At 70.6% G+C, this 17,884-nt stretch carries 17 protein-coding genes; 14 read left to right on the top strand and 3 right to left on the bottom strand.

The genetic code is table 11. From position 1 onward, the window contains the following. Positions 1-162 precede the first annotated feature (162 nt). A complete protein-coding gene (locus tag DK412_RS24740) occupies positions 163-1,185 on the top strand; it encodes a helix-turn-helix domain-containing protein (protein ID WP_109974135.1) in 1,023 nt (340 codons plus the stop codon). Positions 1,186-1,686: 501 nt separating this feature from the next. Here DK412_RS24740 and DK412_RS24735 read toward each other — a convergent pair. Together DK412_RS24735 and DK412_RS24730 are read right to left on the bottom strand one after the other, a co-directional pair. Beyond that, a complete protein-coding gene (locus DK412_RS24735; protein WP_109974134.1) occupies positions 1,687-2,589 on the bottom strand; it encodes an NAD(P)-dependent oxidoreductase in 903 nt (300 codons plus the stop codon). A gap of 75 nt (positions 2,590-2,664) precedes the next feature. Beyond that, the gene (locus DK412_RS24730; protein WP_109974133.1) at positions 2,665-4,029 is read right to left on the bottom strand and encodes an MFS transporter; all 1,365 of its coding nucleotides are present in this window, start codon (positions 4,027-4,029) and stop codon (positions 2,665-2,667) included. Positions 4,030-4,387: 358 nt separating this feature from the next. Between DK412_RS24730 and DK412_RS24725 the strand changes: the two genes are divergently transcribed. From DK412_RS24725 to DK412_RS24715, 3 genes are all read left to right on the top strand, one after another. Continuing rightward, on the top strand, positions 4,388-5,062 hold the full coding sequence (locus tag DK412_RS24725; protein ID WP_109974132.1) for a GntR family transcriptional regulator: 675 nt from the start codon (positions 4,388-4,390) through the stop codon (positions 5,060-5,062). 113 nt (positions 5,063-5,175) lie between these two features. Further along, positions 5,176-5,823, top strand: a complete 648-nt coding sequence (locus DK412_RS24720) for an RraA family protein (RefSeq protein ID WP_109974131.1) — start codon at positions 5,176-5,178, stop codon at positions 5,821-5,823. A gap of 357 nt (positions 5,824-6,180) precedes the next feature. After that, positions 6,181-7,086 carry an amino acid ABC transporter substrate-binding protein gene (locus DK412_RS24715; protein ID WP_245447243.1) on the top strand — a complete coding sequence of 302 codons (906 nt, stop codon included), beginning with the start codon at positions 6,181-6,183 and terminating at the stop codon, positions 7,084-7,086. Between the two features lie 25 nt (positions 7,087-7,111). Here the strand turns inward: DK412_RS24715 and DK412_RS24710 are convergent, their stop codons facing one another. Then, complete coding sequence (locus DK412_RS24710; protein ID WP_109974129.1) at positions 7,112-7,957, bottom strand: IclR family transcriptional regulator; 846 nt, start codon at positions 7,955-7,957, stop codon at positions 7,112-7,114. Between the two features lie 142 nt (positions 7,958-8,099). Here DK412_RS24710 and DK412_RS24705 point away from each other — a divergent pair, with 142 nt between their 5' ends. The 10 genes from DK412_RS24705 to DK412_RS24660 all read left to right on the top strand — a co-directional run bounded on the left by DK412_RS24705 (position 8,100) and on the right by DK412_RS24660 (position 17,752). Beyond that, positions 8,100-8,789, top strand: a complete 690-nt coding sequence (locus tag DK412_RS24705; RefSeq protein WP_109974128.1) for an SDR family NAD(P)-dependent oxidoreductase — start codon at positions 8,100-8,102, stop codon at positions 8,787-8,789. Further along, positions 8,786-9,106: a (2Fe-2S)-binding protein gene (locus tag DK412_RS24700; RefSeq protein ID WP_109974127.1), complete on the top strand. Its 321-nt coding sequence runs from the start codon at positions 8,786-8,788 to the stop codon at positions 9,104-9,106. The genes DK412_RS24705 and DK412_RS24700 overlap by 4 nt, the downstream gene beginning before the upstream one ends. Continuing rightward, positions 9,099-10,475, top strand: a complete 1,377-nt coding sequence (locus DK412_RS24695; protein WP_109974126.1) for an NAD(P)/FAD-dependent oxidoreductase — start codon at positions 9,099-9,101, stop codon at positions 10,473-10,475. Before DK412_RS24700 ends, DK412_RS24695 begins: the two co-directional genes overlap by 8 nt. Then, complete coding sequence (locus DK412_RS24690) at positions 10,475-11,623, top strand: FAD-binding oxidoreductase (RefSeq protein ID WP_109974125.1); 1,149 nt, start codon at positions 10,475-10,477, stop codon at positions 11,621-11,623. The genes DK412_RS24695 and DK412_RS24690 overlap by 1 nt, the downstream gene beginning before the upstream one ends. A gap of 24 nt (positions 11,624-11,647) precedes the next feature. Then, positions 11,648-13,201, top strand: a complete 1,554-nt coding sequence (locus tag DK412_RS24685) for an ABC transporter substrate-binding protein (protein ID WP_109974124.1) — start codon at positions 11,648-11,650, stop codon at positions 13,199-13,201. Positions 13,202-13,470: 269 nt separating this feature from the next. Beyond that, positions 13,471-14,412, top strand: a complete 942-nt coding sequence (locus DK412_RS24680; protein ID WP_109974123.1) for an ABC transporter permease — start codon at positions 13,471-13,473, stop codon at positions 14,410-14,412. Beyond that, a complete protein-coding gene (locus DK412_RS24675; protein WP_109974122.1) occupies positions 14,409-15,263 on the top strand; it encodes an ABC transporter permease in 855 nt (284 codons plus the stop codon). Before DK412_RS24680 ends, DK412_RS24675 begins: the two co-directional genes overlap by 4 nt. Positions 15,264-15,277: 14 nt before the next feature. Then, positions 15,278-16,252 (top strand): ABC transporter ATP-binding protein, encoded by a 975-nt coding sequence (locus DK412_RS24670; RefSeq protein WP_109974121.1) that lies wholly within the window; start codon positions 15,278-15,280, stop codon positions 16,250-16,252. Then, the gene (locus DK412_RS24665; protein ID WP_109974120.1) at positions 16,249-17,229 is read left to right on the top strand and encodes an ABC transporter ATP-binding protein; all 981 of its coding nucleotides are present in this window, start codon (positions 16,249-16,251) and stop codon (positions 17,227-17,229) included. The genes DK412_RS24670 and DK412_RS24665 overlap by 4 nt, the downstream gene beginning before the upstream one ends. 118 nt (positions 17,230-17,347) lie before the next feature. Continuing rightward, positions 17,348-17,752 carry a hypothetical protein gene (locus tag DK412_RS24660; protein ID WP_109974119.1) on the top strand — a complete coding sequence of 135 codons (405 nt, stop codon included), beginning with the start codon at positions 17,348-17,350 and terminating at the stop codon, positions 17,750-17,752. Positions 17,753-17,884 lie beyond the last annotated feature (132 nt).

Below are 17,884 nucleotides of genomic sequence, written 5' to 3'. Positions count from 1 at the left end.
AAGATAGCAAGCTTGGTCTGGGACAAAGCGCCAAGTGATTGGGACGTCGTGCCAAGCCGCGCCACGACAAATCGGTACCGGCTGTGGCGAAATTTCAGATGCGTTGGGAGTGAGATGATTTATGGATCTATCGTCCCGTAAATTGCCTTCAAGACCATCCTCATGCGCGTCGTCACTCCGCGGCCCTCTCCGCCCTTGAAGCGTGCGACGTTCTCGACGGATGAGATCGAGCCTGAGCAACGTCTTGAAGCCTGGCGGGCTCTGGTCGGGTTGACCCACGAGGTCGAAGGCTCGGCACATGCCTTCCATGGCAAGGTCAGTTCGACCGCGTTCGGGAGCATGGTCGCGAGCGAGATGTCCGCCTCGCCTCTGACCGTCGCTCGCTCGCCACAACGAGCGCGCCGCGATGGGCTCGACCACATCGTCTTGCATCTCACCACGGCGGACTTCGCGGTCGATGTTGAGGGCGCGAGCCTTCACGTTCCGCGCGGCGCTATCACGGTCAACACCCTCTCGCGCCCATTCCGTCGTGGCGCTGCGGCGGAGCGTAACTCGCAGATCCTCAGCCTGAGCCGAGATCTCGTTGTTGAGTTCCTTCCCGACCCCGAGGCGTTCCACGGGCGAGTCCTTCATCGCGGCTTCGGCGACATCCTCGGCGCGCACATGCGCACGCTTGTCGAACACGGCACCGCGATTTCTCCGTCAGAGGCTGCAGGTGTCGCCCGCGCAACGGCGCAACTGATCGCGGCAGGCCTCGAGCCAACACGCACCAGGTGGAGTGCTGCCAAACAAGGTCGCGACGCCGCACTGAGCGTGCGCTGCCGGCGTTACATCGAAGCTCATCTACGCTCGCCAGGGCTCACGCCCGACTCGATCTGTCGGGAGATGGGCGTCTCACGATCTGTCCTTTATCGGTTGTTCGAGGATGAAGGTGGCGTTGCCGGGTATATCCGAGCACGGCGTTTGTCGACGGCGAGAAGCCTGCTCGCCAGCGCCGACACGTCCGTCCGTGTCTCCGAGATCGGGTCCGCGCTTGGCTTCACGGATGCGACGTCGTTCAGTCGAGCTTTCAAAGCTGCCTTCGGTATGAGTCCAAGCGAAGCGATCGGACTTAGCGGCACTTCGAGCGATCAAACCGACATCTTCGGGCACTGGATGCGAACGATCGCTGCCGTCGGACGGTAATGGCCGGCTTTCACGGCTGCGGTGCCTCACTCGCGTGTCTCGCGTTATTCTGCGTCGCGCAGCCCGCGGCACGGGACGACGCCCGGCGACAGGCTGGCGGGGCCGCGGGACCGTTCGAAGATGGTCGGGGAAGGGCTTCTGGGGGCAGAACCATGAGCCTGAAAGTGGACGAGAGGCCGGATTTCTCAATCAATCGGGATGCGGCCGGACGCAGGCAAAGGCACTAAGTTGTTGGTTTTTGAGTTTTGAAATGGGACCCTGACTCTGTTGGCCGCGGTTCGAATCCACATTCTCCAGCCATTTATTCTTTAGTCGCGTCGCAGAAGCGCTTCCCTTCCCGGGATCATTGGCGCTGTTATGCGCATCTGAACTACGGACTTGTCCAGCGATCGGGGGGGCGCTCGCCCCGTTCGGGTGCTTCTTCTCTCCATGCAGATCGTCGCTCACGGTCGCGACGCCGCTCGTCCCGCCGGAGAGCGGCCTGGGCGCGTCATCGCGCCGTCATCGCGCCGTCATCGCGCCGACGATCGCGTCGAACGCCGCCTCGGCGGTCGCGGGCTCGATGCCGTTCAGCGTCTCCTTGAGGCCGAGCTCCGCCTTCCAGCGCAGCCGCGCCGCGATTGCCCGGGCCATGACCGGATCGATGCCGGCATCGGCCACCGCCTCGGCCGACATCTCCAGCTCCTCCGACCGGCGCCTGGCGTGGATCACGCCCGACGGGATCAGCGCCTCCACCGTGTCCATCCAGGGCCGCGCCAGCGTCTTGCAGGCCGAGGCGAGCACCGCCTGGTCGACGCCGTAATGGCGCGCGGCGAGCATCATCTCGTCCGTCAGCGCCTCGATCCCCTTGAGCAGCACCGAGCGCAGGATCTTGATCCCGGACGCGGTGCCGAGCCGGTCGCCGACGAAGGCGATGGTCATGCCCCAGGGGACGAGGAGGTCGCGCACCCGCTCGCCGGAGGGCCCGCTGACGAGGATCGGCATGGCGTAGCCGTTGCGCGGCGTGCCCTCGATCGAGCCGTCACCGACGCAGGCGCCGCTGCCGGCCAGGCGCTCGGCGACGCCGAGCTTGATCGTCGGCGTGGCGGAGGCGAAGTCCGAGAAGACGTGCCGCTCGCTCAGGCACCCGGCGAGGGCCGCGGCGCTCTCCAGCGAGACCGAGCCCGGCGTCACGCTGACGATCAGGTCCGCGGCGTCGGCGAGGTCCTGGGTCGAGCGCACCAGGGTGACCCCGGCCTCCCGCGCCCGGCCCTGGATCAGGCCGGCGAAGGGCCCGTCGAAGGCGTGCTTGTCGTAGGCCGCGACCTGTTCCAGGCCGGCGCCCCGCAGGCCGCGGCCGAGGGTGCTGCCGATCTCGCCGTAGCCGACGAGGCCGAGCCGGACTTGCTGCTTGTGGACCGACATGGGGGTGTCCTCCGCCGGAAGGGGTTTTTGGTGTGGGGTGGCATCGCGTGCGGGCCGGGCGCGCGTGGCGGGGACCTACCCGGCCGCCGCGGCCTCCGTCTCGACCGGCTCGACGACCAGCAGCATCACGGCGAGCGCCACCAGGGCCGAGGCCGCGAGGAACAAGAACACCGCGTCCCAGCTGAAGGCGTCGAGCAGCAATCCCGTGAGGAACGGAAACAGCGCCCCGCCGGCCTGGCCGCCGGTATTCACCACCGAGACCGCGAGCGGATAGGCGTCCTTGGTGGTCAGCCCTGCGGGATAGACGGTGAAGGACGAGTAGCCGACATTCAGCAGGAAGCCGGTCAGGAACAGCAGGATCGCGAGCGTCACCGGCTCGTTCGGCGCGTGGATCAGCGCATACATCATGAACACGGTCGAGACCGCGCTGATCAGGATGGTGGGCTTGCGCCGCTTGCCCACGACCCGGTCGGAGAACCAGCCGCCGATGACGTTGCCCAGCACGCCGCCGACGAACGGCGCCGAGGCCACGAACCCGACATTCATCAGCGAGAACTGCTTCACGGTGGTCAGGTAGGTCGGCAGCCAGGCCAGGATGACGTTGATGATCCCGGTCATCATCAGGTAGCCGAGGGCGAGGCCCCACACGTTGCCGGACCGGAACGTCTCTCGGGCGGTGGCGATCAGGCGGACCGGGCGGCCGCGGATGACGCGATCCAGCCGGTCGAAGCGGCGCGCGGGCGGCGCCGCGGCGACCGCCGCCGCGTCGGGCCGCGACGACGGCGCGTCGCGGATGTGCTCGGCCTCCGCCGCCGACACGAAGCGGCTGCGAGCCGGCTCGTCGACGACCAGGACATACCACAGCACCGCGAAGACGATCCCGGGCGCGGCGCAGATGTAGAAGACATATTGCCAGCCGAGCGTGGCGATGATCAGCGCGCCCAGCGGCGGCACGATCACGGGGCCGAACTTCGCGGCGGCCAGGAACAGGCCGACCGCGGTGCCCTTCTCCCGCGCCGGGAACCATCGGTTCACCGTCGAGAGCATCGAGACGGGCAGCGGCGCCTCGGCGATCCCGAGGGCGAGGCGGTTGAGCTTCATCGCCAGGATGGAGCCGGACGTGCCGAGAAGTCCCGTGAACAGCGACGTCAGCAGCATGAAGACCGGGAACACGACCCGGGTGCCGAGCCGCCGGACCAGGAAGCCGGCGGGGATCTGCATCACCGCGTAGCCGACGAAGAACAGGCTGACGACCGCCCCGGCCTCGGTGTTGGACATCGCGAATTCCTTCTTCACGAAGGGAAGGACGATGCCGATATTCGCGCGGTCCGCCGCCGCCAGGGTATAGACGATGAAGATCAGGCCCATGACGACCCAGCGGTAGCGGGTGGTCGTCCGGGACGTCGCGGCGGATCCCGCGGCGACCGTGGCGTTGTGCATGTCGTTTCCTCCGGAGAATCGAAGCATCGACCGGAGCCCGTGCCCGCGTGCTCCGCCGTTCCCTGGACCGGGACTTCTGTTCGAGGCGGGGCGAGCCGTGAGGGGGATCGGACGCGCCGCCGCCGATCCGGCATGTCCCGGGCGAACCTGCGCCGCTGACGAGACGCGTCGTTCGCCGGATCGCCGGTTTCGGTAAGACATACAAGGAAAATACAAATGGTCAATACGTCGGCTTGCTGCGCCGGGATATCGACGTCGATCGTACAAAATATGTACAAATTTCGGCCGCTCGGGCGATTGCCCGGGCCCGGCGCCCGGCGCTAAGGTCCGGCGGCATCGCGAGACAGGGGTCGCCTCGATGGCGCGCGGACAGGACAGGGCGTACGGCGTGCTGCGCCAGAGGCTGGTCGGCGGCCACTACCCGCCCGGCTTCCACCTCCGCGAGGAGCCGCTCGCGGAGGAATTCGGCCTCAGCCGCACGCCCGTCCGGGCCGCCCTGAAGCGACTGGTCGAGGACGGGCTCGCGACGACGGACGCCGGCCACGGGATCCACGTGGCGGAATGGAGCGAGGCGGATATCGAGGAGACGTTCCGTCTCCGCATGCTGCTCGAGCCGCACGCGACCGAGCGCGCCGTCGAGCGCGGCGGCGATGCCCTCGTCGAGCGCCTCGAAGCGAGCAACCGCACCATGGCGCTCGCGATCGAGCAGGGCGACGGCGAGGCGATCTCCGTCATCCAGACGACGAACAAGGAGTTTCACCGCACCCTGCTGGACTTCTCGGGCTCGCCCCGGCTGCGCGCCATCCTGGAGACGATGATCGACATGCCGATCGTGGTGCGGTCGTTCTTCATCTACTCGGCTTCCGAGCTGTCGCAGAGCCTCCATCACCACCAGGACATCACGTTCGCGGCCCGCGTCGGCGACGGCGAGCTCGGCCGGCGCGCGATGCAGCTCCACCTGCGCATGTCGTATGCCCGCGTGATGCGCCATCGCGGGTCGTGGCGCCGGATCGCGGCGGCGGACGGAGCCTGAGCGTCGCCGCCGCCCGGCTGCTCAAGGATCGTTGCCCAAGGATCGCCCCGTCCCCGCCCCTGGAGCGGAGGACGGGAGCGGATGACCGTCAACCCGACCGGAAGGAACCGACCATGACCGACGCCCCCGCCCTCTCCGCTCAAGACCGCGCCGCCAGTGCGGCGGCGGTCGATCAGTTCCGCGGCGTCGCGACCGCCTTGATCAGCGACAACCTGGACCGGCTGCCGGGCCTCGTCGGCCTGCGCCCGTTCCACCGCGCGGGCACGCTCACCGGCATCGCCCTCACGGTGCGCGTCCGCAGCGGCGACAACCTGGCGATCCACCAGGCGCTCAACCTCGCTCAGCCCGGGGACGTGCTCGTGGTCGACGGTGGCGGCGACACCAGCCGGGCCCTGGTGGGCGACATCATGAAGGCGATCGCGGAGAGCCGGGGCGTCGCGGGGTTCGTGATCGACGGCGCCATCCGCGACTCCGCCGCCTTCGCGGTCTCGGATTTCCCCTGCTACGCGCGGGCGGCGATCCACCGGGGGCCGTACAAGGCGGGCCCGGGCGCGATCAACGGTCCGGTCTCCGTCGGCGGCTGGACCGTCCGTCCCGGCGACGTCGTCGTCGGCGATGCGGACGGGGTCGTCACCTTCCCGGCCGCCATCGCCGCGACCCTGATCGCGGCCGTCCGGGCCCAGGAGGAGCGGGAGGCCGAGATGCTCCGGATGATCGGCGAGGGCCGCTACGACGGCCGCTACGGCAAGGTCGCCAAGTAGCAGATAAGTCTCAGAGCCGGTTCGACATGACGGACAGTATCGTCACCCTCCGTGTCATCCCGGGGCTCGGCGAAGCCGCAAACCCGGGATCCATAACCGCTGACGGTTCAGGACAAAGCGACCGGCGCTCCGCTTCGTCGTGGACCGCTGGCGGTTACGGATCCCGGGTTCCGCTGCGCGGCACCGGGATGACACGGAGGGTTTGAGAGCTGTATCGCTCGGTCAAGCAGGCTCTCAGCAGAGGCAGTTCGGTTCGGCCGCCGGTCGCGGCACCCGGCGCGGGTCTTGCAACCCGCTGTCGGCGTTGGCCGAGACATGAGAATTCCCACGGTGAATCACCCGGCCTGGAGTCGTCACGTGAAGACAATCGCGTTGTTTCTCGCCCTGTCCGCCCTGGCGCTGCCCGCACACGCGGCGGAACTGACGGGAACCCTGAAGAAGATCAAGGACTCGAACCGGATCGTCCTCGGCGTGCGCGACGGTGGTCCGCCGTTCAGCTACATCGACAACAACCAGGCGTATATCGGCTACACGATCGACATCTGCAGCAAGATCGTCGATGCGATCAAGACGGAGGTCGGCGCGCCGGATCTCAAGGTCGAGATGCTGCCGATCACCTCGTCGACGCGCATCCCCCTGATGACGAACGGAACGATCGACCTCGAATGCGGGTCGACCACGAACAATCCCGAGCGCCAGAAGCAGGTCACCTTCACCAACGCCCACTTCGTCACGGCGAGTCGCTTCGCGTCCAAGAAGGCCCAGAAGATCGAGACGATCGACGACCTGAAGGGCAAGTCCGTCGTGTCCGTGGCCGGCTCGGTCAACATCGTCCAGATCAACAAGCTGAACGCCGAGCGGAAGCTCGGCCTCACCATCCAGACGGCGAAGGACACCGTGGAGGCCTTCCTGCTGCTCGAGACCGATCGGGCGGCGGCCTTCGTGATGGACGACGTGCAGCTCAGCATCCTGATCGCGCTGTCGAAGGACCCGGCGGCCTACACGATCAGCACCGAGGCGTTCGGGCCGCCCGAGCCCTACGGGATCATGCTGCGCCGCAACGACGAGCCGTTCAAGGCGGTGGCGGATCGGACCACGGCCGACCTCTACCGCAGCCCGGAGATCGGCGCGATCTACCGGAAGTGGTTCGAATCCCCGGTCCCGCCGAAGGGGATCAACTACCGGTTCCCGATGCCGGCGGAGCTGAAGCGCGCCTTCGAGCATCCGACCGACAGCCCGGACCCGGCGGCCTACAAGGGCTGAGCGAACGCGTCGTCCGCGTTCGCCGTCACGGCGCCGGGCGCTCCATCGCGGCGCCGGCCCGGCGCAGGGTCTCGTCGAAGGGGTTGAGGCGGGCGGCGATCCCGGCCGCCTCGCGCCGGAGCATGCCGGCGATGGCCTCGCGGCGCTCGCCGGCGAGGCGGTCGACGGTGCTGCCGACGCTGAGCGCCGCCACCGCGCGGCCCTCGGCATCGAGGATCGGCACGCCGAGCCCGGCCATGCCGGGGATCAGGCCCGACGCCGCGGCGCAGTAACCGAGGGTCCGGGTCCGCGCGATCTCGGTGTGCAGGAAGGCCTCGTCCAGGCTCGTCGCCTCGCGGATTCGCGGCAGGTTGTAGCGGATCACCGCCTCTTGCTCCTCCGCCGGCAGGTGCGCCAGGATCGCCAGCGAGCCCTGGCCGAGACCCAGCATCACCCGGCCGCCGATATCGCCGGTGAAGGAGCGGATCGGCAGCGGGCCCGCCGAGCGGTCGATGCAGACCGCGTCGTAGCCGCTGCGCACGAGGAGGAAGACCGTCTCGCCGAGCGCCCCCGTGAGCCGCAGCAGGGCCGGGCGGGCGAGGTCGCGCAGGCCCAGCGGGTTGCCGGCCTGGGCGGCGAGCCGGAACAGCCCGAGGCCGAGCCGGTAGGTCTTAGGTCCCGGATCGAGGTCGACCAGCTCCTCGGCGACGAGCGCCCGCAGCAGCCGCAGGGCCGTCGGCGCCGGCAGGCCGGCGGCGGCGGCGAGCGCGCTCAGACGCGCGCCGCCCGGACCCGCCTCGCCGAGATGGCGCAGCAGCCCGGCGAGACGCGCCGGCCCGGATCGGTCGGTCGATTTCGTTTCGGCCGGGCCTGTTTCGTCGCTCACGCTCATCTTTTTCATCCAGCGAAAGAACGCCGGCAAAATCGTTCGCCTGCCGAAATAGGTGTTGCTCAAGGCACGGCAACGATCAATCCTCCGGTGGCGAACGGGGAGATGGCGTCGATGCGGCGATCACCGGGACAGCGGGGCGGCGATGCTTGAGCCGGCGGGACGGGTCGCGATGGTCTCGGGCGCCTCACGCGGCATCGGCCGGGCGGTGGCGGAGCGGCTGGCCTCGGCCGGCTACCGGATCAGCGCCGGCCTGCGCGATCCGCGCTCAGTTCCCGCCCCGTGGCACGCCTGCCGCTACGACGCCGCGGAGGCGGGCGCCGCCGAGGCCTGGACCTCTGCCACGCTCGACGAATTCGGCCGGATCGACGTGCTGGTGAACGCCGCCGGCATCAACCCGATGGCCCGTTTCCTCGATCCCGACGAGACCGCCTTCGACGCGCTGATGGCCGTCAACGTCAAGGCGCCGATGCGGCTGATCCGGGCGGCCTGGCCGCACCTCGTCGCGTCGGGGTCCGGGCGGATCGTCAACATCGCCTCGCTCTCGGGCAAGCGGGTGCGCAACGACAATGCCGGCTACGCCATGGCGAAGGCCGCGCTCGTCAGCCTGACCCAGGCGGTGCGGCGCGAGGGCTGGGAGCACGGCATCCGGGCGACCGCCTTCTGCCCCGGCTTCGTCGAGACCGACATGACGGCCCACGTCACCAAGCAGCCGCGGGACCTGATGTCCCGGCCGGAGGACGTCGCGGCCGTGATCGAGACGCTGGTGCGGCTGCCGAACACCGCGAGCGTCGCCGAACTCCTGCTGAACTGCCGGCACGAGGACATGCTGTGACCGGGCTGTTCCGCCGCCTCGCGCAGCGGCCCGGCCCGGCCGTGCCCTTCACCATCGACGGGGTGGCGGTCGAGGCGCAGGCCGGCGACCTGCTGCTCTCCGCGATCCTGCTGCACCGGCACTCTCTCCGCCGCTTCGAGTTCGGGCCCGGCGAGCGGGCCGGCTGGTGCCTGATGGGCGCCTGCCAGGATTGCTGGGTGACCCTGGCGGATGGTCGCCGGGTGCGCGCCTGCACCACCCTGGTCGAGCCCGGCATGGCGGTGATCACGGGGGCGGCGATCACTGGGGCGGTGGTCACGGGAGGCGTCTGTGGCTGATCCGGTCGTCGCGATCGTCGGCGCCGGGCCGGCGGGCCTCAGGGCGGCGCAAGTCCTCGCCGAGGCGGGGTTGCGCCCGCTCCTCGTCGACGAGGGCCACCGCGCCGGCGGCCAGATCTACCGCCGGCCGCCGCCGGGCGCCGAGCGGCCGGCCGCCGACCTCTACGGCTTCGAGGCCGGCCGGGCGACGGCGCTGCACGACCTCGCCGATGCGCTGGCCCCGCGGATCGACTACCGTCCCGGCACGATAGTGTGGGGGCTCTCAGGGCGCGAGCCGGCTGGCTTCGACCTCGACTGCCTCGGGCCCGAGGGCCATGACCGGATCGCGGCCGACCGGCTGGTCCTCGCGACGGGGGCCATGGACCGCACCCTGCCCTTCCCGGGCTGGACCCTGCCCGGCGTGTTCACCCTCGGGGCGGCGCAGATCGCCCTCAAGGCGCAGGGCATGGCGATCGGCCGGCGCGTCGCGCTCGTCGGGGCCGGGCCGCTCCTGCCCCTCGTCGCGCATCAATACGCCAAGGCGGGGGCGGAGGTCGTGGCCGTGCTCGACGTCACGCCGCTGAAGCCCAAGGTGATGGCGGCTCCCCGCCTCGCCGCGATGCCGGCGACCCTGGCCAAGGGGGTCTGGTACACCTTGCGCGGCGCCTTGCGCGGGCTGCCGGTGCGCCCCGGCGTGCGGGCGGTCGCGGTCGAGGGCACGATGCAGGTCGAAGCTCTGTCCTTCGAGGATGCAGGCGGCCGCCGGCACCGGATCGCCTGCGACGGGGTCGGCGCCTCGTTCGGCTTGCGCAGCGAGGCGCAAGCCGCCGACCTCGCCGGCTGCCGGTTCGCGTTCGATCCGGTGACGCGGCAATGGCAGCCGGAGCGCTCTGCGCAAGGCCGCGCCTCGCACCCGCACGTCTATCTCGCCGGCGACGGCAGCGGCATCGGCGGGGCGGACGTGGCCGAACTCCAGGGCGAGCGCACGGCGCTGACGTTGCTCGCCGATCTCGGCCGGCCGCGCGACGCCGCCCGCGAGGCCCGGCTCGACCGGCTTCTCGCCCGGCAGGCCCGTTTTCGCGCCGCGCTGGAAGCCGCCTACCCCTACCCGCACCACATCGTGGAGAGCATCGCCGACGACGAGATCGTCTGCCGCTGCGAGGGCATCACCGCGGGCGCCCTGCGGCGCGCCGCGACCGAGCGGGACGCGAGCGAGATGAACCGCCTCAAGGCCCTGACCCGGGCCGGGATGGGCCGCTGCCAGGGCCGGGTCTGCGGCCACGCCGCCGCCGAGATCCTGGCCCACCACCTGCGGGTGCCGGTCGAGACGGTCGGCCGCCTGCGCGGGCAGGCGCCGATCAAGCCGATCCCGCTGCGGGAGCCGGCGTGATGGAGCACCTCACCGTCGACGTCGCGATCATCGGCGGCGGCACCGCGGCCTGCGCGGCCGCCGTGGCCCTGCGCGAGGCCGGGCTCACCGTGGCCCTCCTGGAAAAGCGCTTGTGCGGCGCCGGCGCCAGCGGGGTGAATTTCGGCGGCGTGCGCCAGCAGGGCCGCGATTTCGCGGAGCTGCCGCTGTCGCAGCGCGCCCGGGTGTTGTGGGACGGCCTGAACGCCAAGCTCGGCGAGGATGTCGGGTTCGAGGCGACCGGCCACATCAAGCTCGCGCGCTCCGAATCCGACATGGCGGTGCTGGAGGCCTATGCCCGCGACGCCGCCGGGCACGGCCTCGACCTCCAGCTGCTGGGCCCGAACGCCTTGCGCGCCGAGATGCCGTGGCTCGGCCCGGCGGTCGTCGGCGCCTCGCTCTCGCCGACCGACGGGCAGGCCAATCCGCGGGTGGTGGGGCCGGCCTTCGCGCGGCTGGCCCGCCGCCTCGGGGCGGAGGTGCGTGAGCACGCCCCCGTGCGCCACGCGATCCATGACGGGTCCGGCTTCACGGTCGAGGCCGAGGGGGTGACGGTGAAGAGCCGCAGCCTCGTCAACGCCGCCGGCGCTTACGGGGGCGCGGTGGCGGGCTGGTTCGGCGAGACCGCCCCGGTGGCGCCGCTCTCCCCCAACATGGTGGTGACCGAACCGTCGGGCCCGCTCGTCACCCGCTCGATCGGGGTCGTCGGCGGCGACGTCTACGTGCGCCAGACCCGCCGCGGCAACGTGGTCCTCGGCGGCGGGCGCGGCACGGCCGACATCGCCGACGGCCTCGCCCGGCCCGTCTCGGCGGTCTCGCTCGGCGCGATGGGGAAGACCCTGACGCTGATCCCGGATCTCGCCCACGCCCAGGTCATTCGCAGCTGGAGCGGGCTCGACGGCGAGATGCCGGACCACATTCCGGTGATCGGGCCCTCCGGCACCACGCCCGGCCTGGTTCATGCTTTCGGCTTCTCCGGCCACGGTTTCCAGCTCGGCCCGGCCGTCGGCGAGATCCTGGCGGAGCTCGTGACGCAGGGGCGCTCCGCCTCCCCCCTCCAGCCGTTCCGGATCGAGCGCTTCGCCGCGTGGCGCGGGCCGTACCGGTCGGAGGGCGAGATCGAACATTAAGAGAAACCCAGGGGGATCACCACGATGAGACGCTTCCTCTTCGCCGCGGCCGCCCTGCTCGCCGCCGGGCCGGCTCTCGCGCAAACGCCCAAGGCACCCGATGGCAAGACCCTGACGATCGGCATGGCGGCGGCGGATGTCAGCCAGCTCGACCCGTTCCGCGCCACCAGCACCCAGGACAAGCCGGTCGTCTCCTGGATCTTCAACGGGCTGGTGCGGTTCAAGCCCGGCTCGACCAGCCTCGAGACCCTGGAGCCGGACCTCGCCGAATCCTGGACCCGCTCGGAGGACGGCCGCACCTGGACCTTCGCCTTGCGCAAGGGCGTGAAGTTCCACGGCGGCTACGGCGAGATGACCGCCGACGACGTGGTGTTCTCGCTGAAGCGCGCCGCCGATCCCAAGACGTCGTCGTTCTCGACCGACTACGCCGCCTTCGACGCGATCGAGGCGGTGGACCCGTCCACGGTGCGGATCACCCTCAAGCACCCGGTGCCGTCGCTGCTGGGCCTCGTGGCGAACTACCACGGCGGCAACGTCCTGAGCCGCAAGGCGGTCGAGGCGCTCGGCAACGACTTCCGCCTGAAGCCCATCGGCACCGGACCCTTCGCCTTCGCCGAGTACAAGCCGAACGAGAGCGTGCGGCTCGTCGCCAACCCCGACTATTTCCGCGGCACGCCGAAGCTCGGCGGCATCCTCTACCGGCTGATCCCGGCGGATGCGGCCCGCGACCTCGCCTTCACCTCGGGCGAGCTCGACATCGTCTACGGCCGCCAGGACCAGCGCTGGGCCGAGCGGTTCGGCCGCGAGGCCGACGTCACGGTCGACATCGTGCGGCCGGCGGAACTCGCGCTGCTGCATCTCAACATCAGCCACAAGCCCCTCGACGACGTGCGGGTGCGCCGCGCCATCGCCCACGCGATCAGCCAAGCGCAGATCGTGCAGTTCAAGGGCGCCAGCGTCACCGAGCCGGCGGTGTCGATCATCCCCAAGGGCTATCTCGGCACCGACGACAAGGCGCCGCTCCCGGCCTACGACCTCGCCAGGGCCAAGGCGCTGCTCGCCGAGGCCGGGCACCCGAACGGGATCACCATCACGGCGATCCAGACCAGCCTGCCGACCATGCTGACCGCGATGCAGATCGTGCAGGGCCAGCTCAAGAAGGCCGGGATCGAGCTGAAGCTCGACGTCGTCGACCACCAGACCTTCCACGCCCAGATCCGCAAGGACCTGTCGGACGCGGTCTACTACGCCGCGGCGCGCTTTCCCGTCGCCGACACCTACCTGACCCAGTTCTTCGATTCGGCCTCGACGGTCGGCACGCCGACGGCCGTGACCAACTTCTCCCATTGCAACGCGGCGGATGCCGAGATCCGCAAGGCCCGGACCGAGCCCGATCCGGAGAAGCAGAAGGCGCTGTGGAAGGACGCGCAGGTGAAGATCATCGAGCAGGTCTGCGCCGTGCCGCTCTCGGAAGGCTTGCAGGTCTGGGCGCACCGGAAGACGGTCGATTACGGCTACGACTTCAAGGGTGCGATCCATCTGGGGCCGGTGATCACGGAAGCGACGGACAAGAAGTAAGTCCTTCTCGGCGCGCAGCTTGCCGGTTTCTCACGGCAGGACGTGCGTATCGCCTCCCCCCTCTGCGGGGGAGGGTGGCCCGCGGAGCGGGCCGGGAGAGGGGACGCCGCTTCCGGAGAGGTCGCGCGCTCCATGAAGGGCGCCATCTGGATCAGCGTCGCGCTGCCCCTCTCCCGCCCGGCTCCGCCGGGCACCCTCTCCCGCAGAGGGGGGAGGGAGAAACCCGCGCCTGATCCGACACCGTGCTTCCTCCAACCCCCGGCCCGCCCATGCTCCAGTTCATCCTCAAGCGCTTCCTCCTGGCGATCCCGACGCTGGTGGCGGTGCTGACCGTGGTGTTCGTGCTCGTGCGGGTGGTGCCGGGCGATCCGACCATCGTGATCCTGGGCGACCAGGCGAGCGCCTCCGCCCGAGCCGACCTGCGGGCGAAGCTCGGGCTCGATCAGCCGATCGTCGTCCAATACCTCAGCTTCATGGGGCAGATCGCCACCGGCGATATCGGCCGCTCGCTGACCACCAACCGGCCGGTGCTGGAGGACGTCGCCCACGTCCTGCCCTACACGATCGAGCTGACGCTGGCCGCCGTCGCCATCGGCGTCGGGGTCGGCGTGCCGCTGGGCGTCGTGGCGGCGCGCCGGCGCGACGGGTTCGCCGACTGGATCGCCCGCATCGTGTCCCTCGCCGGCGTGTCCTTCCCGGCCTTCGTCTCGGGCATCCTGCTGCTGATCGCCTTCGCCGTGCAATTGCGCTGGTTCCCGGTGATCTCGACCCCGCGCACCGGCGGGATCCTCGACCGGCTCGGCGCGCTGGTGCTGCCGGCGCTCAATCTCGGGCTCCTGATGGTCGCCTACGTCACCCGCGTCACCCGCTCGGGCATGCTGAAGGCGCTCGGCGAGGACTACGTCCGCACCGCCCGCGCCAAGGGGATGCCGGCCCGGATCGTGGTCTGGCGCCACGCGCTGCGCAACGTGCTGGTCCCGGTCGTCACCGTGGTCGGGCTCTATCTCGGCGTGCTGATCGGCAACGCGGTGCTGACCGAGATCGTGTTCAACCGCCCGGGCCTCGGCAAGCTGATCGTGACCGCGCTGACCCAGCGCGACTACAGCTTGCTCCAGGGCCTGATGGTCGTCTCCGCCTTCGCCATCGTGGTCGCCAACGTGCTCACCGACATCGCCTACGGCCTCGTCGATCCGCGGGTCTTGGCCCAATGAGCGCGGCCGCCGCCTCCGCCGCCCCGAGCGCCTGGCGCCGGGCCACCCGCTCGCCGGGCCTGATGATCGGCGCCGTCACGGTGATCGCGGTCGTCGTCCTCGCCATCCTCGCCCCCTGGATCGCACCGTACGATCCCAACGAGCAGGATCCGGTCGCCGCCCTGATGGGCCCGTCCGCCGAGCACTGGTTCGGCACCGACTTCTTCGGCCGCGACGTGCTCTCGCGGGTGATCTGGGGCGCCCGGATCTCGCTCTCGGTCGGCTTCCTCGCCACCCTCATCGGCGTCGTCGCCGGCACGGTGATCGGGGTGGTGGCGGGCTATTTCGGCGGCTGGACCGACCGGCTCATCACGGCGGCCACCGACGTGCTGCTCAGCTTCCCGCAGCTCATCATGGGGCTGATGCTGGTGGCGGTCCTGGGGCCGAGCCTCGGCAACCTGATCCTCGCCATCGCGGTGACGGCGATCCCGGCCTTCATCCGCATCGCCCGGGGTTCGACCCTCGCGATGCGCCAGCGCGACTTCGTCGATGCCTGCCGGGCGCTCGGCTACTCGGACTTCCGCATCATGTTCGGCCACATCCTGCCGAACATCCTCGACGAGGTGGTGGTGCTGGCCTCGCTCTGGCTCGCCACTGCGATCCGTACCGAATCGACCCTCGCCTTCATCGGCCTCGGCGTGCCGCCTCCGACCGCGACCTGGGGCAGCATCGTCCGCGAGGGCTTCGACAACCTGCTCGACGCGCCCTGGCTGTCGATCTTCCCGAGCCTGGCGATCCTCGCCGTGATGATCGGCCTCAACCTGATCGGCGACGGCCTGCGCGACGCCACCGACCCGCGGGGGGCCCCATGAGCACACCCCATCTCATGAGCACACCCGATCTCCTGCGGGTCGAGGGGCTGACCACCCAGATCCGGGCCGGCGGCACCTGGTACGACGCGGTGCGCGGGGTCTCGTTCGCGGTTTCCGGGGGCGAGACCCTGGCCCTCGTCGGCGAATCGGGCTGCGGCAAGAGCCTCACGGCCCTGTCGGTGATGGGGCTGCTGGCCCCGAAGGTCGGCCGCGTCGCCGCGGGCTCGATCGTGGTCGACGGAACCGACATGCGGGCGGCGACGGAAGCCCAGCGCGAGGCGATGCGCGGCGACCGCCTGGCGATGATCTTTCAGGAGCCGATGACCTCGCTCAACCCGGTCCTGACCATCGGCTTCCAGATCGCCGAGGCGCTGCGGCGCCATCGCGGCCTGTCGAAGGCGGCGGCGCGCGAGAAGGCGATCGCCCTCCTCGAGCGGGTGCGGGTTCCCTCCGCCGCCGAGCGGATCGACGCCTACCCGCACCAGTTCTCCGGCGGCATGCGCCAGCGGGTGATGATCGCGATGGCGCTCGCCTGCAGCCCCCGCGTGCTCATCGCCGACGAGCCGACGACGGCGCTCGACGTCACCATCCAGGCGCAGGTGCTGGCGCTGCTCGCCGACATCCAGCGCCGCGAAGGGCTGGCGGTGCTGCTCATCACCCACAATCTCGGCGTCGTCGCCTCGGTCGCCGACCGGGTGATGGTGATGTATGGCGGCGACGTGGTCGAGAGCGCGCCGGTGCGCGCCTTCTTCGCCCGGCCGACCCACCCCTACGCGGAAGGCCTGCTCCAGGCGATGCCGCGGGTCGACCGGGTGCAGGAACTGGCGGCGATCCCCGGCACGGTGCCGACCCTGCCGGAGATGCCGGAGGGCTGTCGCTTCCAGGGCCGCTGCTCTCTCCGCGAGGATCGCTGCCGCGATCGTCCGCCGCTGGTGCCGCTCCCGGGCGCGCCCGACCACGCGGTGCGCTGCTGGGTGAGGGCCGCATGAGCACGACACCTCCGCTCCTCGAGGTCGAGGACCTCTCGAAGAGCTTCACCATCCGCCGCGGCTTCCCGGTCGCGAAGACGAGCCTCGTGCGCGCCCTCGATCGGGTGTCGTTCACGGTCGCGCGGGGCGAAGCCCTCGGCATCGTCGGCGAGTCGGGCTGCGGCAAGTCCACCACCGCCCGGGTGGCGCTCCGCCTCACCGAGGCCGACGGCGGCGCGGTGCGGTTCGACGGGCAGGACGTGCTGGCGGCGCCTGGCGGCGCGTTGCGGCGCCTGCGGCGGCGGATGCAGATCGTGTTCCAGGACCCCGCCTCCTCCCTCGATCCGCGCCAGCGCATCGGCGAGGCCCTCGCCGAGCCCCTGCGGGTCCACGGCCTCGCCCGCGGGGCGGAAAGCTCGGAGCGCGTCGCCGCGCTGCTGGCCGAGGTCGGCCTGCCGGCGACCGCCGCCGCGCGCTTTCCCCACGAATTCTCCGGCGGCCAACGCCAGCGCATCGGCATCGCCCGGGCGCTGGCGCTCGGGCCCGACCTGATCTTCGCCGACGAGCCGGTCTCGGCCCTCGACGTCTCGGTCCAGGCGCAGATCCTGCGGCTGCTCGAATCGCTGCGCCAGGCCCGCAACCTCGCCTTCGTGTTCATCTCGCACGATCTCGGCGTGGTCCGGCATTTCTGCCAGCGGGTGACCGTGATGTATCTCGGCCGGGTGGTGGAGAGCGGCCCGGTCGGCCCGCTCTTCGAGGAGCCGCTGCACCCCTACACCCAGCTCCTCAAGGCCTCCTCCCCGGTGCCGGACCCGGAGCGGCCGGTGGCGATGAGCTTCCAGGAGGGCGAGCCGCCCTCGCCGCTCAAGCCCCCGCCGGGCTGCCACTTCCATCCCCGCTGCCCGCACGCCTTCGATCGGTGTCGCGTCGAGGCGCCCTCCTTGCGCGAGGCGGCCCCGGGCCGGGCCGTCGCCTGCCACCTCTATGGCCTGGCGTGACGGGCCCTTACGCAGACGACCACCTCCACCGGGACATGACGGCGCTATCCCCATCGCCCACGATCGCTCTAGCTTCCCCAGCGGCGACGAAGCGCCTGGCAAAGGGGGATGACGGACGATGAAGAAGCTCGGGATGATGGCGGTCGTCGGATTGGGCCTGATCGCCGCGGTGGGCACCGCCACGGCTCAACCCTACGGCGGCCCCGATTACGGCTACCGCGACCGCGACCGCGACTATCGGGATCGCGACTACCGCAGCCGCGACAGCGACTACCGCGACCGCGACTCTCGGGACCGCCGCGACGATTACGGCCGGCGGGACGATTACCGTGGCCGCGAGCGCGACTACGGGTCTCGTGACCGTGATTACGGCGAGCGCAACCGTGGCGCCGCCTTCAACGAGCGCGAGTACCTGCGCTGCAATCCGGACGTGGCCCGCGCCGTGCTCGCCGGCAAGATGGAGTCGGGCCAGAAGCACTTCCAGGTCCACGGCTTCCGCGAGGGCCGCAAGCTGTCCTGCTGAGGAACGACCGGACTACGAGAGCCGCCGGGGACGATCGCCCCGGCGGCGCGACGCCTCGCTCCACGGCCGACCGTTGCCCGCCCGGAGCCTCCCCGTCGATTTTCCACGAATCTGCCCGGATCCCAGCCAGAT

Source organism: Methylobacterium sp. 17Sr1-1 (genome assembly GCF_003173775.1).
Classification (GTDB): Bacteria; Pseudomonadota; Alphaproteobacteria; order Rhizobiales; family Beijerinckiaceae; genus Methylobacterium.
The sequence above is the reverse complement of the archived record's forward strand: the minus strand, read 5'-3'. Positions and strand labels throughout refer to the sequence as shown.